The organism is Flavobacterium johnsoniae (genome assembly GCF_030388325.1).
Lineage (GTDB): Bacteria > Bacteroidota > Bacteroidia > Flavobacteriales > Flavobacteriaceae > Flavobacterium > Flavobacterium johnsoniae_C.
The window spans coordinates 680,464-697,023 of sequence record NZ_CP103794.1; the positions used below are offsets into that span (position 1 = coordinate 680,464).

The 16,560-nt window shown below is 32.4% G+C and carries 11 protein-coding genes; 3 read left to right on the forward strand and 8 right to left on the reverse strand.

Annotated features, from left to right (window positions below):
• Positions 1–3 precede the first annotated feature (3 nt).
• Together NYQ10_RS03210 and NYQ10_RS03215 are read right to left on the reverse strand one after the other, a co-directional pair.
• Positions 4–3,330: a TonB-dependent receptor gene (locus tag NYQ10_RS03210; RefSeq protein WP_289878866.1), complete on the reverse strand. Its 3,327-nt coding sequence runs from the start codon at positions 3,328–3,330 to the stop codon at positions 4–6.
• A 226-nt stretch (positions 3,331–3,556) separates the two neighbouring features.
• Complete coding sequence (locus NYQ10_RS03215; RefSeq protein ID WP_289878867.1) at positions 3,557–4,696, reverse strand: FecR family protein; 1,140 nt, start codon at positions 4,694–4,696, stop codon at positions 3,557–3,559.
• 163 nt (positions 4,697–4,859) lie between these two features.
• On the opposite strand from NYQ10_RS03215, the gene NYQ10_RS03220 reads away from it, so the two are divergent.
• Together NYQ10_RS03220 and NYQ10_RS03225 are read left to right on the forward strand one after the other, a co-directional pair.
• Positions 4,860–5,402 (forward strand): sigma-70 family RNA polymerase sigma factor, encoded by a 543-nt coding sequence (locus NYQ10_RS03220; protein ID WP_289878868.1) that lies wholly within the window; start codon positions 4,860–4,862, stop codon positions 5,400–5,402.
• A 28-nt stretch (positions 5,403–5,430) separates the two neighbouring features.
• Complete coding sequence (locus NYQ10_RS03225; protein ID WP_289878869.1) at positions 5,431–6,207, forward strand: alpha/beta fold hydrolase; 777 nt, start codon at positions 5,431–5,433, stop codon at positions 6,205–6,207.
• Between the two features lie 78 nt (positions 6,208–6,285).
• Here NYQ10_RS03225 and NYQ10_RS03230 read toward each other — a convergent pair whose 3' ends face one another.
• Together NYQ10_RS03230 and NYQ10_RS03235 are read right to left on the reverse strand one after the other, a co-directional pair.
• Positions 6,286–6,660: a hypothetical protein gene (locus NYQ10_RS03230; protein WP_276171838.1), complete on the reverse strand. Its 375-nt coding sequence runs from the start codon at positions 6,658–6,660 to the stop codon at positions 6,286–6,288.
• A 23-nt stretch (positions 6,661–6,683) separates the two neighbouring features.
• Positions 6,684–7,004, reverse strand: a complete 321-nt coding sequence (locus NYQ10_RS03235) for a hypothetical protein (protein WP_229354062.1) — start codon at positions 7,002–7,004, stop codon at positions 6,684–6,686.
• Between the two features lie 290 nt (positions 7,005–7,294).
• On the opposite strand from NYQ10_RS03235, the gene NYQ10_RS03240 reads away from it, so the two are divergent.
• Entirely contained in the window at positions 7,295–7,438 is a 144-nt protein-coding gene (locus NYQ10_RS03240; RefSeq protein WP_289878870.1) for a hypothetical protein, read from the forward strand.
• A 170-nt stretch (positions 7,439–7,608) separates the two neighbouring features.
• Here the strand turns inward: NYQ10_RS03240 and NYQ10_RS03245 are convergent, their stop codons facing one another.
• From NYQ10_RS03245 to NYQ10_RS03260, 4 genes are all read right to left on the reverse strand, one after another.
• Positions 7,609–10,371, reverse strand: coding sequence for a PD-(D/E)XK nuclease family protein (locus NYQ10_RS03245; protein WP_289878871.1), 2,763 nt, complete (start codon positions 10,369–10,371; stop codon positions 7,609–7,611).
• Positions 10,372–10,434: 63 nt separating this feature from the next.
• On the reverse strand, positions 10,435–11,895 hold the full coding sequence (locus NYQ10_RS03250; RefSeq protein ID WP_289878872.1) for an OmpA family protein: 1,461 nt from the start codon (positions 11,893–11,895) through the stop codon (positions 10,435–10,437).
• A 113-nt stretch (positions 11,896–12,008) separates the two neighbouring features.
• Positions 12,009–13,202: a glycine C-acetyltransferase gene (gene kbl, locus NYQ10_RS03255; protein WP_289878873.1), complete on the reverse strand. Its 1,194-nt coding sequence runs from the start codon at positions 13,200–13,202 to the stop codon at positions 12,009–12,011.
• Between the two features lie 82 nt (positions 13,203–13,284).
• Positions 13,285–16,443 (reverse strand): UvrD-helicase domain-containing protein, encoded by a 3,159-nt coding sequence (locus NYQ10_RS03260; protein WP_289878874.1) that lies wholly within the window; start codon positions 16,441–16,443, stop codon positions 13,285–13,287.
• Positions 16,444–16,560 lie beyond the last annotated feature (117 nt).

Genomic DNA, 16,560 nt, shown 5'->3' on the forward strand with positions numbered 1-16,560 from the left:
ATATTATAATGATAAATTAATACCGAAAACAACTTGTTTAAATAACGGGAATGAATCCGATCCTCCACTTTCTGGATCTACATTTTTCAATAAATGGCTTCGGCTAAAAACAAAAGGATTATAAGATGTAACGTAAAGTCTCATAGTATTTAAACCTGTTTTTTTAAGAAAATCTTCTGGCATAGTATATCCCAAAGTAATATTCTTGATTTTGATGTAAGATGCATCTACAAGCTCCAATCCCGATTGAAATTGTGTATTAAAACTACCTCCAGGTCTAGGAAAATCGTTTGTTGGATTGTCTTGTGTCCAATAACTATAAGTTTCTGGCTGCGCTTCTTTGTTCCAATAACCAAGAACCTGTGCACGCATCATACCGCCGTATCTTCCGTTTACAAAAACTGTACAGTCAAAATTTTTGTATTTGAATGTGTTTTGGAAACCAAAGAAAAAATCAGGAACATTGTTTCCTACGATCATTCTGTCTTTTGTAGAATAAACATGCACTCCATTATCAGATACACCGTTGGCATCAAATTGCGGAACTGTTTGCAGTTTTATATCTCCAGGTTTTGCTCCATACAAAGCTGCTTCGGTTTCTTGACCTAATTGCCAGATTCCTATTTTTTTATAATCATAAAAAACACCGCCAGAAGCTGGAGTTTGCCCGATGAAAAGTCCTTCTGAAATTAATTCATTCACCGTTAAATTTCCTAAATCAATATTCGTCAACTTTTCTGTAGCGTGAGTGTAGGTAAAAGAAGTATTCCATTTGAAATTTTCAGTATCAATATTTTTAGTATTTATAGAAAGTTCAAAACCTCTATTTTGAGAAGTGGCAATATTAGAAGTCTTTTTATAAGGGGTTTTAGCATCATAACCTCCTGAACTAGTAGGCAGACGACGATCCCATAAAATTCCATCAGTATTTGTCCAATAATATTCGGCTACAAGATCGATTCTGTTTTTCAAAACAGAAACATCTAAACCTAAATTCGTATTTGTAGAACGCTCCCAAGTTAAATCTGGATTTGAAATATGCTCCGTTGGCACATACATTGGCAAAGCTGTTCCGCCGCCAAGAGAAAGACTGCTTGCTTTGGTTGATGTACGAGTCAAACTAGAATACGGATCGATATTTGCCGATCCAGAAACACCATAACCTAATCTAAGTTTTAAATTATTCAACCATGAGCTTGTTCCTTGCATAAAACTTTCATCGCTTATGCGCCAAGCTAAAGATGCCGATGGGAAAGATGACCATTTATTTCCTTCTGCTAGAGGAGAAACTCCATCCCAACGATTGGTTAATTGAAATAAATACTTTCCTTTAAAACTATAATTAAAACGCCCTGCAAATGACATTCTGTTAAACTGGCTGTAAGCATTCATTCTAGTTGTTAGATTTTTTACCGCTCCCATGTTATAAAACTGAAAGTCATCATAATCTATGCCGTTACCACCCAAATAAGCTCCTTCAGATCTGCTGTCTGCCCATGAAGTAATTCCTGTCAAACCAAAATCATGATCTTTGCCCAGCTTAAAATTATAGTTCAAAATATTTTCCCAAATGTAACTATAAGCCAACTCGTTATTGTAAGTAGCTTCGCTTGCCGTTCTTCCTTCTGTCAGCAGATTGTATGAATTTTTGTTTTGAAAAGTTCCTGCTCTACTTCCTGAAAATCGAGTTCCTAAATTAGATCTTAATTTCAGATTTTTGGCAAACTCAAATTCCATATAAGGATTGAATTGTACATTATAACTTAAAGATTCATTAGCAAAAGCGCCTGGATAATTGTTTGCCAAAATACTAATGTTGTTTGGATCTCCTTCTATTGGATAAAGATTTACAACACCATTTTCATCAAACGGAACTCCTAGAGGATAAACACTGTACGCTTTATTAATTCTACTATTTGTTGTGCTATTTTTACGATAGTTTAAAATCAATTGGAAACCCGTTTTAAATTTATCGCTAAATTTAATATCAACTCCACCTCTCGAATTGAAGCTGTTTACTTTATCATTTTGATAAATTCCTTCTTCACCTACATATCCTAAAGAAAAATAACCTTGCACTTTTTCAGATCCACCTCTCATAAAAAGATTATGGTTTTGCTGCGTTCCTACTTGCAAAGTTTCATCAATCCAATTTATATATTGTCCTTTTTCTATCGCAGCAACAGCCGAAGCATTTAACCCTAAATCGGTTAAGTTTGTAGCTTCATATCCATTGTCTAGAAAAAATCGGTCGCGTTTATAATTCAACCATTTTTCTCCTGTAAGTGGAGCAGGAAAAGAAGAGAAACCATTTAATCCGAAATAGGTGTTAAAATCAATTTGTGTTTTTCCTGCTTTTGCTTTTTTAGTGGTCACAATAATAACTCCGTTGGCTCCCGAAGAACCATAAATTGCAGTAGACGATGCATCTTTCAAAACATCAATACTTTCAATATCATTCGGATTCAAATTATCAATACTCGAAGGAATTCCATCAATAATATATAATGGATCTTGACTTGCTGTTAAAGATCTATTTCCTCTTAATAAAACTTTTGGAGAAGTTCCTGCTTGTCCAGATCCGCGTTGAATATCTAAACCAGAAACTCGTCCTTGAAGCGCTTCCATCGGACTTAAAACAGGACTCAAAACAATATCAGTTGATTTTACTGTTGCAACAGCTCCTGTTAAATCTTTTTTCTTTACTGCGCCATAACCCACAATTACGACTTCATTTAAAGCTGAATTTTGTTCTTGCAAGATTACGCTCAAAGATTTGCTTTGACCTACTTTTACTTCAGAATTCTCAAATCCAATAAAAGAAAAAACTAAGACACTATTTGTTCCGTTTACACGAATTGTAAACTTTCCGTCCAAATCGGTTTGTACTCCATTTTTAGTTCCTTTTTCTATAACATTTGCTCCCGGTATCGGCATATTTCTGGAGTCTGTTACCACTCCTGTAATTTCAATACCTTGCTCAACAATTATTTTCTGAACTGTGTTTTTTTCCTGAATATTTACTTGCTGTTTTTTCTTTACCAAAATAATCTGACGATCATTTACAGTATAAGAAATATCAGTTCCTTTAAATACTTCTTCCAGTATTTCGTTTATTCCTTTTTTCTTTACATTAATTGTCACCTTTCTGTTTAGGTCGATTATACTGCTTTCGAAAAGAAATCTGTATTCTGAAACAGACTCAACTTTGTTAAACAATTTCTCTACTGGCGCATTCTTTATGTTTAATGTCAACTTTGTATTTTGCGAATAGACACTTGCTTGAATTTTGATCAAAGAAAGCATCAGTAATAATGTGGTTAGTTTCATTCTTAGACTAATTTTAGGCAAATAAGGACTAAGCCAATTCCTCTTAATTATTTTTTTCATAATTTTGGATTGATTTTAAATGATTTAATTCGATACGTCGTTTAAAAACACATTACTGAATCGGGAAATATTGGTAGTATTTTCCGATTTTTTTCTTCTTGTGTTTTTCAAAAAAATAAGACTCTCACTTCATAAATTTGGTTTTGTTGGTTTGGTTAATAAATAGTTAGTTTATTTTTATAAGCTTTCCTTGTTTTGTGTAAGTAAAGCCTTGAATTTTACTCATTGTTTCTAATACCTTTTCTATACTTTCGATATTCTTGTTGAAACTGGCATTAAATTTTTTATCTAAAATGTCGGTTCTGTTATTTTCTATAGTGACATCGTAAGTACGTTCCAGTTTTATTATGATATCTCTAAAAGCTGTTTTTCTAAAAACAATTTCCCCATTAATCCATTCTGTGTAAAAACGAGTGTCAACTTTATCAATCGTTATTTCAGTATTTTTACTATTCCAAGATCCTTTTTCGCCTGGAGTCAGCATTGCTTTTTTATCGGCATTTCCAAGACCAGACAAACTAACCGAGCCTTCAACCAAAACCGTATTGATATCTGAATCTTCTTTATAAGAACTAACATTAAATTTTGTTCCTAAAACTCGAACATTTACACCTCTGGTTTTTACAACAAAAGGATGTGTTTTGTCTTTTGCTACATCAAAAAAAGCTTCTCCTTCCAAAACAACTTCTCTATTATGTCCTTTAATAAATTGAACTGGATATTTTAAAGACGAACCCGCATTTAGGTTTACTGAAGTTCCATCAGACAACATCACTTTAAAAGTTTTACCGTAAGGAATTTTAATTTCATTATAAACCAATTTATTCATGGCATTCGCCGAACGATAATTAATTTCATTCTCTTTTTGAGAAGCAATCACTTCTCCATTTTTTTTGATAATCTGCTGTTTTCCATTTGGATTTAAAACCTGAATATCTCCATTTTCTAAAACCAACTGAATTGCATTTGATGGAATTTCAATTTTACCTTCTTTTACATTCTTATATTGAAAAACATAAACCAAGCCCAACAAACAAAACACGATTGCCGCATATTGAAGCATTTTTTTCCAATTAATAACAACTGTCTTTTTATTAATATTTAATTCTTCTTTTAATTCCTCCCAACTTTCGTCTACATCTATAGATTCTGCATACGACAATGCTTCTTCGAGCATATCATTACTTTGAAGGTTTTCTATTAATTCCTTCTCTTCAGGAGAAAGTGATGCCATTTTCGAAGCATCTAAGTGTCCATCAGAGGTTATTTTCCTGAGAACGTTAATCAATTTAAAATTTGGAGTCATTGTTTTTTATATAGTGGTTTCCTATATGTTATAAAAAAAGTTTTTTAGGGTGACAACAAATCAAAAAATTTTGATTTTTTTTACACATAGTGAAAAAAAACTAACTTTTTATTTTACATTTGGCACTGTGTAATCCATTACAAAATAATAAATGCTATTTTAAATGTTAAATCATAAAGATTTTAAAATATTTGAAGCTTTATACAAAGAGCATTTTGTCTTTTTCTCTCTAGTGTCTTTTAATATCGTTAAAGACAAAGATGTAGCAAAAGACATTGTGCAAGATTTTTTTACTTATTTATGGGAAAAAGAAGAAGCGTTAAACGTAACCAGCACATTTAAAGCTTATGGCACAAAAGCAATAAAAAACTTAAGTCTGCAATATTTAGAAAAAAACAAAACAATTAGTCTGCAGCAAAACAAAATAGCAATTCCTAAATCAGAAGAACAAATTACTTTTGAGAGTACCGAAGAAAATAAGAAACCAAAAATTCAAACCTTAATAGAAAAAATTCCCCAAGCTAGAAGAGAAATTTTTATTCTTCATGTTGTTGAAGGTCTCAGTTATCAAGAAATTGCAGAAGACAACAATATCTCAATAAATACTGTAAAAACACAAATGAAAAGAGCTTACGCCTCTTTGAGAGAATCCCAAAATATCTCTCAGTTAAAATTTATTCTGTATTTCGTATGGCTAATAAAATAGCGTATTTTTGCTATTTAAAATTTCCATTTTGAGTCATATATTATATAAAAACACAAAAATATCCTATTCTGATAACGGAAAAGGAAATGCAATAGTTTTACTTCACGGCTTTTTAGAAAGCAAAAAAATGTGGACGGAGTATGTAGAACTTTTTTCGAAAACACATCGCGTTATTACCATTGATTTATTAGGTCATGGCGAATCCGATTCTTTAGGTTACGTTCATGAAATGGAAGAAAATGCCAATGCCGTTAATGAAGTTTTAGAATTTCTAAAAATCGAAAAAGCAATAATTTTAGGACATTCAATGGGCGGCTATGTTGGTTTGGCTTTCGCCGAATTATATCCGAAAAAAATCCAAAAATTAGTTTTACAGAATTCAACTTCAAAAGAAGATGGCGAAGAAAAAAAGACAAACAGAACTCGCGCCATTAAAGCCGTAAAACAGAATTATATCAGTTTTGTGAGTTTAGCCATTGCAAATTTATTTAGCGAAAATAACAGAACTAGATTAGCAGAAGAAATAGAAAAAGTAAAAACGGAAGCTTTAAAAACACCTTTACAAGGAATTGTTGCTTCTTTGGAAGGAATGAAAATACGTAAAGACAGAGAATGGCTTTTGCACGAAAACAGATTCCCGGTCTTATTGATTTTAGGCAAAAAAGATCCTGTTTTAAATTATGAAGAAAGTCTTGCACAAATTGAAGACACAACTGCCGAACTTGTTTCGTTTGAAGATGGACACATGAGTCACATCGAAAATAAAGAAGAACTCAAAACCATTTTACTGGATTTCTTCGAATAAACTAATTTCAAAATCAAAAAAGGCCATTTCTAACCTAGGTTGAAATAGCCTTTTTCTCATTTTTGGGGGCAAATGTTATTATAATTTAGATGTAATATCTTTTTTGTATTTAGATAAAGTTGCTCTTGTCAAACCAAGATTTGCTTTTGTAGAATCTACAGCTAAATAAATAAAATATCTTCCATCTTCAGATAAATCAATAATATGAATCTGATCTGTCAATGTGATCAAAATATCATTAATTTTTTGATCTAATCCTAAAGCTCTAATCGCGTTCAATTTAGCTTTTACAACTTCTAAATTGTAAGCCGAAGCCAATTCTGGATCAAAATCAGGTTTAACAGTTAAGGAGCAATAAGACATTCCTGTTTCAACTTCAGTTACCGAAACAGCAATAAATCCGTTTACATTATCTCTTAAATCGTTTTGAAAATTTTGTAAAAAGTCTGACATGTGTATTTTAATGTTGGTTAAATTTAATTATTGAAAACAGAATCCATTCTACGAAGTAATAGTCCCATTTTACTTAGATCTTTAGAAAGCAACGCAATGCAGTTATCATCTTGATTTTTTGTTGCTACCACAATCCCGTCGTTATTCTTAATCATAACTTGTTTAAGATCGCCATTGTTTACGTCTTCAGACATTTCTAAGCACATTTTCAAGATCATTCCGATCATTGCTGCAACATTTCCGTCGTATTCTAAATTAACAGACTCATTTAAGATTCCATCAATATTAAAACTTAAGCCAGATTCTGCCCCAGTTTCTTCTACTAGTGTTTGTAAATCAATCATATTCTATTATTTTGTCATGTTTTTGGAAGCGCCAAAGATATTTTTAATCTCAAGATTTATAAGCTAAACACTTGTTAAAAAAATAGCAGATATAACCTCCTGTGTCACTTTTATTTATCACACAATTAAACCGATTTTTTTGCAAAAATTCTGCAATAAAAATTAACATAAAAAGCATATTATACTAAAAACATAACTTTTCTTTTCATAAAGCTCATTTCTAAAATTAACATTTACAGAATGTTGCATTTACATAAAGTTTTTACATAGCTTTGCAAAAAATTGTACAAATGAAAACTGTTGACGAATTACGCTTTGACTTAAATGTAAAACTGCTAAAGTTTAGAAGATTTCGTATTGAAAACGGCCCAATAAACAATACGAGTTCTGAAGGAAGTACTAAAAAAGGTTTCTTCAAAAAAATATTTAGCTAAAAGCATTCTAAAAAAAATAGCCGAACTTATTAAGAAAATCTTCTTCAATAAGTTCGGCTATTTTTATTTTCGACTGTTTTTTGTTTAACAACAAACAAACAAAAATGACTCAAAAAATGATTCGTTTATTTCAAATTAACTGATAATTACTGAGATAGACAATCCGAAGATTAAATTATTTCTTCAAAAGGAATAGCAATATCAAAGATTTCGCTCAACAAATTAGCGATTTCATCTAAGTAAGAATTCATAATTTCGGATGTTACTATAGCATTTAATTCCTTTTCCTCTTTATAACCAAAAGGCAAAAATCCTGATTTTAAGTTTTTAAAAGAAATGATTCCAACTTCGATTGGATAATTGCCCGCTTCTTTTTCAAACATAAAAGCATACGCTAAAACCTGAATAATTTTATCATTTTTAAGCTCTTGTGTCAAACCATTCCATGTTTTCAATACAACATTCGATTTTTCTACTTTTCCTGTCTTATAATCGATAATTCGTATTTTTCCGTCGCGCTGCTCTATACGGTCGACATTTCCTTTAATTAAAATTGGAAAAGGCAGTTTCGGGTGAACAAATTCTCTCTGAAATGTTTGCTCTAAAGCAATAATTTTAATCGCTTCATCATTTCTTATCGACTCGAGTTCCATTCTTAAAAAGTTCGAGATATTTCGTTTTGCAACTTCAAATGCCAAAAGATTTCTTCCCTTCTTGATTTCACCTTCTTTGTAAACCAATTTAAATTGCTTCAATACTTCATCATCTAAGAGTTTAAAACAATTCAGAATATCATTTTCCGAAACAAACTTTCCAACAAAAGGCTCATATAAAGCTTTTAAGGTTTCGTGAATAATAGTTCCTAAAGTATTTAAAGCGATATTTTCTTCCACTTCTTCCACCTCGCGAATTCTCAATATTTTTTGAAAATAAAACTCAATCGGATTTCTAATGTAAGAAGTTAATGCAGAAGGAGAAAAACCAGTCTCCGCAATTTCTTTTAAACGCGCCATTACCGCTTCAGATTTCTCTACAGAAATAGGTTCATTAGCCGTACTTGGCAGCATTGGATTGTAAATATCAAAACTAATATTATGACTCGATTTTTTCTCTACTTCCAATTGTGTGATAAAACGGCTTCTTTCGCCAGCATCTAACCCATCATTTTCGGTATTATAAATCAAATAAATATTCTTCGCTCTTTGCAGCAAATGATAAAAATGATAGGTATAAATTGCATCTTTTTCTTTAAAAGTCGGAAGCCCCAATTCTTTCTTCACATCATACGGAATAAAAGAATTCTGCGATTTACCAGCAGGAAACTTTCCTTCATTCATAGAAGTTATAATAACCGTTTCAAAATCGAGAACACGACTTTCTAAAACCCCCATAATCTGCAAACCCCTCAACGGCTCACCCTCAAAAGAAACTTCTGCTAAATCAATAATCTGCTTATAAATAGCATGAAGCGTATCAATATTATCAATATGATTATGTTTCGAATAATAATTTATAAGCTTATTAATCACTTTAAAAACACCATAAACAAATGCTTTTGCTATTTTTTCTTCTTCGTTATCATTATTAAAATGTTGCTTAATTAAAATTAGCAGAGAAGAAATATTCTTCAAAACAGCAACAGAGCCACTCTCCCATTTTTCAAATAATAAATTAAAAAATGAAGAAGAATCCGGATGAAGTTCTAAAATTTTCTGGTGGGTAATAAAAGTGTAATTATTCTCTTTAATAATTTTCACTAATTTTTCAGCATGAGCATACGGCTCAACTAATGGATGCGTCAAAATATCAAGCACATCTTTGTAATAAAAAACATAACTCGTGCCCTTTCGAGAAAGTGCATTAGTATGCATTTTAAACAATTTAGCAACAAAAATTTGCGATGGATTATTCTTTCCAGAATACCCCATTGTAATATTTAAAGCTCCAACAGAAGAAGGCAACGAATATAAAACAGGAACTAATAAATTTTCTTCACCAAGAACAACCGCCACCTTATCCAAAGAAGCCGAAGGATTTTGTTCAATTAAATTCTCAATAATACTTCCCGTCAGTTTTGCCTGTCCAATTGTTTTTGGAGTTCCAATAATCTGAATATTTTTTGACTGCGAGAAATCATCTACAATCCAATCAAAAACATTTGTTTTATAATATTTCCAACTTTCTTTAAAACGCCTCAAAAAAAGTCCTGCATCATGATAAGGATCATTTAGAAACGCACAATCTGCATCCCAATAAATTTTCGCTTGATCGAGAGCCAATAAATGTTGTACTATTTTTTCTTCTGCGGCATTTAAGGCATTGAATCCTGCAAAAACAAAAATACGATTCCCAATTGTATTCGAAAAATGGTTTAAATTATTAACCGCCTCACGATAAATCAAACCTTGATAACCAATAGATTTAAACAACAAATGATTGTAAAGCGAATCGTAATAAAGAGGGAGTAATTTCCAAAAATCAATATAGTTTTCTAAAAGTTTTGTTTTTTGATCAACCTCCAAACCCCATCTTTTTATATCTTCAATATCTTTAAGATAAGACAAAACATGAGATGGATCTAAAAGATAGCGATCAATTTCGTTAAAATCTTGCAAGAGTGTTTTTGCCCAATTTGCAAATAACTCAAAAGATTGCTGGTTCTTTTTTTCTGTAATTGATAAATAAACTTCATAAAATTCAAACAGCAATTCAATCGAATCAATAGATCGAATTGATGCAACATCTTGCACGAAATCTTCAATACTTGTAATTTCGGGAGCAATAATAGTTTTATTAATCTCTTTTTTAAGCGCTTCAATCAAAAAAACTTTCGCTCTTTTATTCGGAAGAATTATGGTTATTTCAGAAAGTTTATCTGCATAATCCCGAATTACAACACCAGCTAGTTTTTGAAGAAAAGAATCATTTATCATAGTATAAAAATAAAAAAAGCCATTCAATTAAGAATGGCTTTTCATATTTATTTAGAAACTAAATTATAGTTTTCCTTGGTATTTAGAACCAATGTGTCTAATTTCAGTTCTTCTGTTTTGTGCTTTACCTGCAGCAGTTTTGTTACTTGCAACTGGTTGGCTAGCTCCAAATCCTTTAGCTTCTAAGTTCTCTGGGCTAACACCTCTTTGAACTAAAGCATCTAATACAGCTTTCGCTCTATCTTCAGAAAGTTTTTGGTTGATTTTAGCAGAACCTGTACTATCTGTGTGTCCTTCGATAGAGAATTTCGCGTTTGGATAGTTTTTAAGGATTTCTTTAATAGCATCTAATCTTGCTGGAGTTTCTTTGTCACCAGTTTTGAAAGTAGCTTTTCCTGAGTTGAAGTAGATTGCTCTAGCTTGAACTTTAAGATCTTCTAATGCAGCAGAAGTAACTTCTGGACATCCTCTGTTGCTTGCAGGACCTGGAACTGTAGGACAGTCATCATCTTTATCAGCAACACCATCTTTATCAGCATCTAAGAATGGGCAACCACCGTTTTCTTTAGGACCAGCAACTGTAGGACATTTATCGTCTTTATCAGCGATTCCGTCACCGTCAGTATCAGGACAACCTTTTAAAGCAGCTAAACCAGCAACATCTGGACAAGCATCATCTTTATCAGCAATTCCGTCACCATCAGTATCAGGACATCCGTTTAATGCAGCTAAACCAAATACATCTGGACAAGCGTCAGAAGCATCAACGATTCCGTCACCGTCAGTATCAGGACATCCGTTGAATTGTTTTAAACCAGCAACATCTGGACAAGCATCATCTTTGTCATAGATCCCATCTCCGTCAGTATCTTTACCTCCGAATTTGAAAACTAAACCTGCAGTGTGTTGGAAGTGAGATGGAGCATCTGGAGCACCAGAAGCATCTTGTCTATCTCCACTAACTGACCATTTGTATCTTGTAGCTAACTCAAGACCAATAGCATCAGTGAACCAAAAAGTTAAACCAGCACCTGGATTAACAGTTCCGTAGCTGCTATCTCCGAAGAAAGTATAACCTCCACCAACAGATAACGAAGGATCAATTACTTTAGATTTGATTAATTCTTGGAAGCTGTATTTAATAGTAGCATCAATTCCGTAGTACATTAAATCTCCTGGATTCACTACAGCATTACCTCTACCATCAATATCACCACCTTGACCAAAAACAACAAATTTATCAATTTTGTTCACAGAACCTTGTAAACCAACAGAGAAACCGCTACCTACATATCTATTTACACCAATGTAAGATAGAGAAGGAAGAATATTCCAGTTGTCCTTTACAGCGAATGGCTGAGAGAAGTGTTGATCAAAGAAACCACTTCCTGAACCTGAACTTGTTCTAGTATCCACAGCATTAACCCCGAAAGAGATTGCCCATGGATTGTTACTGTCTTGCGCGTGAGCATTTAAACCCATCGCCATCAATACAGCAACTAAAAGTTTGTTAAGATGTTTCATACTTAATTTTTTTAATTACAATTTAGTTAATTACAAGCAAAAGTAACACCAAATTTTTTAAATACAAAATGAAATGTTAAAAAAAACCTACAAAAATTTGACCAAAGTGGTAATTATATAACTTTTAACATTTTACCGACAACTGTAAAGGCATTTATAGCTTTGTCTAAATGTTCTTTTTCATGCGCCGCAGATAGCTGTACCCTTATTCTGGCTTTATCTTTTGGCACTACTGGAAAGAAAAATCCAATAACATAAATTCCTTGTTTTAACAGTTCATTTGCCATTGTTTGTGACAATTTCGCATCGTATAACATAACAGGAACGATTGCAGAATCTCCGTCGATGATATCGAATCCTGCTTTTTTCATACCTTCTTTAAAGTAATTGGTATTCCATTCCAATTTATCACGAAGCGTTGTATCTTTTTCAAGCAATTCAAATACTTTGATTGACGCACCTACGATAGCAGGCGCTAAAGAGTTCGAAAACAAATAAGGCCTAGATCTTTGGCGTAATAGCTCTATAATCTCTTTTTTTGCAGTCGTATATCCGCCCATTGCTCCCCCTAAAGCCTTTCCAAGAGTACCGGTAATAATATCAACTCTACCCATTACTCCTTTTGCTTCAAGAGTTCCTTTTCCAGTCGCTCCTATGAAACCTGCCGCATGACATTCATCAACCATAACGAGTGCATCGTATTTGTCAGCAAGATCACAAATTTTATCTAATGGCGCTACTAAACCATCCATAGAAAAAACACCATCAGTAACAATCAATTTAAAGCGAGCTCCAGCTTCATTTGCCTTAATTAATTGCTGTTCCAAATCTTCCATATTGTTATTCTCGTAACGATATCTAGCCGCTTTACAAAGACGAACTCCGTCAATAATAGAAGCATGATTTAAGCTATCAGAAATAATTGCATCATTTTCACCTAACAAAGGCTCAAATACTCCTCCATTCGCATCAAAGGCTGCTGCGTATAATATAGTATCTTCAGTACCATAAAAATCAGCAATCTTTTTTTCTAATGTTTTGTGAATATCTTGTGTTCCGCAAATAAAACGAACAGATGACATACCGAAGCCATGCGTATCCATTGCATCTTTTGCCGCTTGAACTACTTCTGGATGAGACGAAAGCCCTAAATAATTATTAGCACAAAAGTTTAAAACCGTTTCTCCAGTCGAAATAGTGATTTCTGCTCCTTGAGGAGAAGTAATAATTCTCTCCTTTTTAAAAATTCCATTTTCTTCGATTGTCTGCAGCTCACTTTGCAGATGTTCTTTTATTTTACCGTACATTTTTTATTTATTTAAAACGTTAAAAATTAACAAGTTAACAATACTTAAGCTTCGTTATTTCTTTAACATCTGATTAATTTTATCACAAATTTACCACTTCAATTTCCGCTCCTATATATACCAAAGCCTTTTTTAACACTTTGTATCCTAAATCTTCAATAGCATCTTGATATTCTTGAATTTGCTGCTGATATTTAGCATTTACAGCTCCCGTTTTATAATCCAGTAAAAAAGCTTCTTTATTCTCCAAAAACACAACTCGATCTGGCTTTAGAATTCTACCTTCTTTCTGAACGATTGTCTGCTCATTCAAAACAGTATCATCTCCATTAAAACAAATTGTCAGCTCTGGATGATTTACAATTTCTCTTAAAGTCTGCGACACTTGATCAACTTGATCATAAGTTATCAAACCATTTTCTAGCGACTTTGTGACTGCCAAATCAATATCTGATTTATCTTTTACAAAAGCCAGGATTTCATGAACGATATTTCCGTACGAAATCGCTTCTTGCTGATGCGTTCCCCACATTAAGGCTTCTCGCTGCGCTATTTTTATGTTTTTAGGATTCAAAACTTCCTTTACAACGGGAATTGATTTTACAAGATCAACAGTCTTTGAGGCTTTTGAAAGCCTGATTTTACTTCCAAATTCATAATTTAATTTTTCTTCATCATAAACGCCTTCATTAATTAAAAATTTAATAAAAAAAGAAGCCATATTATTTGGATACTCTCCGTCATTTTTTGCTTTTAAAGACTGAGAAATAACATATAATTGCTCTTCTGCACGCGTCAGCGCCACGTACAAAACATTGATATTATCTAAAAGCTCTTCTTGTTTTTTCAAATTGAAAACAGCCGATGCACTTTCTCCAAAACTCTCAACCGCACTGCTATTATCAACTAATGCTTTTGGAACTCCTAAATCAATTTCTTCAGTATCGAGCCACAATTTGTCTTTTGGCTTTCGATTATAATCTTCATCTGCAAAAGGCATAATTACAACAGGAAATTCTAATCCTTTTGATTTGTGAATCGTCATGATTCGAACAGCATTATTTCCTTCGGGAGACGGAATGCTAAATTTCTCTGCATTTTTATCCCAAAAAACCAAGAAATCTGAAACTCCTGCCTGATTTCGAATATCTCTTTCTAAAACAATATCTAAAAAGAATTGAACATATGCATTTCCTTCAGAAGGAAGAATAAATTTAGAAATGATAATTTCAACAGCTTCGTAAAGCGATTTTTTACGGACATTTTCAAAAGAAAAAGCAACATCAAAAGTTAAAAGCCAATTTTCAAATTCTTTTTCCACTTTATAACTCATTCCTAAAGCTATAAAATCATGAACCGGCATTGACAAATCTTTATTTGAAGCCAAATAATGTAAAAAATTAGCTTTCGATTCTAAATTGGCACTATTATTTAAATATCGAAGCAAGTGAACAATAAAACGGACTTCTGCCGCATTCTGAATCATTAAAGTTTCTGATGACAAAAGCGGAATTCCTTGTTCTGTCAAATAATTAGCAATCGCAATTCCCTGATCTCTTTTTCGGGTTAGAATTACAATGTCTTTATATTCAAAACCTTGCTTTAACACTTCTTGAATTGTATTCAAAGTAGCCAAAACATATAAATCAGATTTCTCAACAACTTCATCTTCATCCGCAAATTCATTTTTATCAACTACAGGAAGGAAAGAAATATTTACATAACCTCCTTTTTTCGAATTGGTATTTTGAAAACTATGATTTTCATACAAATCTTTATAATCTTCATTTGAAAATTCCGAAGAAATAAGCTTAAAGAAAGCATTATTAAATTCAATCACCTCGCTATAACTTCGATAATTGGTATTTAAATGCTTTAGTTGTTTATCTGGATTATTAAACGGATTTACCTCTTTACTTAATTCAATAAATTGCTCTGCTTTTCCTCCGCGCCAGCGATAAATAGATTGCTTCGGATCGCCAACAATCATTAGCGTTCCTTTATTACCATAATCATCTAAACCAGAAAGCGAATTATCGATTAGCGGAATCAAATTCTGCCATTGCATTTCTGAAGTATCCTGAAATTCGTCAATAAAAAAATTACGATAACGCTCGCCCAAACGCTCATAAATAAATGGTGCCGGCTGATTCTGAATTTCGCGGTGAATTATGGCATTAAATTCTGAAATTGACAAGACATTCTGTTCAGATTGAATTTTAGCCAATTCATTGCTTACCGTATTCAACAAAGAAAGCGGCGTTATATTTTTCAGAAAGGCTTTATAAAAATCTCTTTTTTCAAAATTCTGATAAACCTCTTTTAAAATTTGAAGTAATTCTGGAATAATATTTTCAATTAAAGCGCGATCTTTTGCGGTTTTATTTATTGCAATATCATCAAACTCATGAAAAGTTTTATTTTTTGGATTGAATTTTCCGCTGCGAATACTTTCTAAATGATTCGGAAAAGTTCCTCTAGAAAATGATTTAGAATCAATTCCGTTTTTATCAATTAATTCAATTGCTTTAACGGCAAGCTCTTCATTTGTCTTTTCTAATTCTTTACAAAGCGCTTGCATTTTCGCCTTAATCTCAACAAACTCTCCGATTGTTTTATCTTGAAAATGAAGGATTTCATTTCTATTGTTTTCATTCAGAATTAATCTTCCCGTATCTAAAATTTCTCGAGAAACATCCCAACTTTTATCATCATCGGTTTTTTCCATTGTAAAATCGATGAGAAGTTTAGTCAATGTTTCATCTTCTCCAGCTTGAGCGATTATGGCATCGACAGCTTCGACTAATAAATTTTCGGTATCTAAAGTGACTTCAAAAGTCATTGGAAGATTCAAATCGTGCGCAAAAGCACGAATAACTTTATGCGTAAATTTATCAATGGTAGAAATATCAAAAGCCGCATAATTATGAATTAAGTGCTTTATAATCTGTTGCGATTTTGTTTTGATTTTGATAACCGAAAGTCCCGTATCACGAGAAAGATCTTCCATTAAATCTAATGCTTTTGACGAAGGATCGTCTTTTGCAAATTCAGACAGATTTCCAACAATACGGCTTTTCATTTCATGAACCGCTTTGTTGGTAAAAGTTATCGCTAAGATATTTCGGTATGCATCGTTTTTTGGAGAAGAAAGAATAATTTTCAAATATTCTTTTACTAATGTATACGTCTTTCCTGATCCCGCAGAAGCATCATAAATAGAAAAAGACGGACTTTGCATGGTTTTGATTTTTTATATTGTAAAAATAACATAAAATATTAAACCCTAAAAATGAAAAATTCCAAATTCCGATATCTTTTTGTTGCGAATGCCTCAAATATTGGAATTTGGAATTTT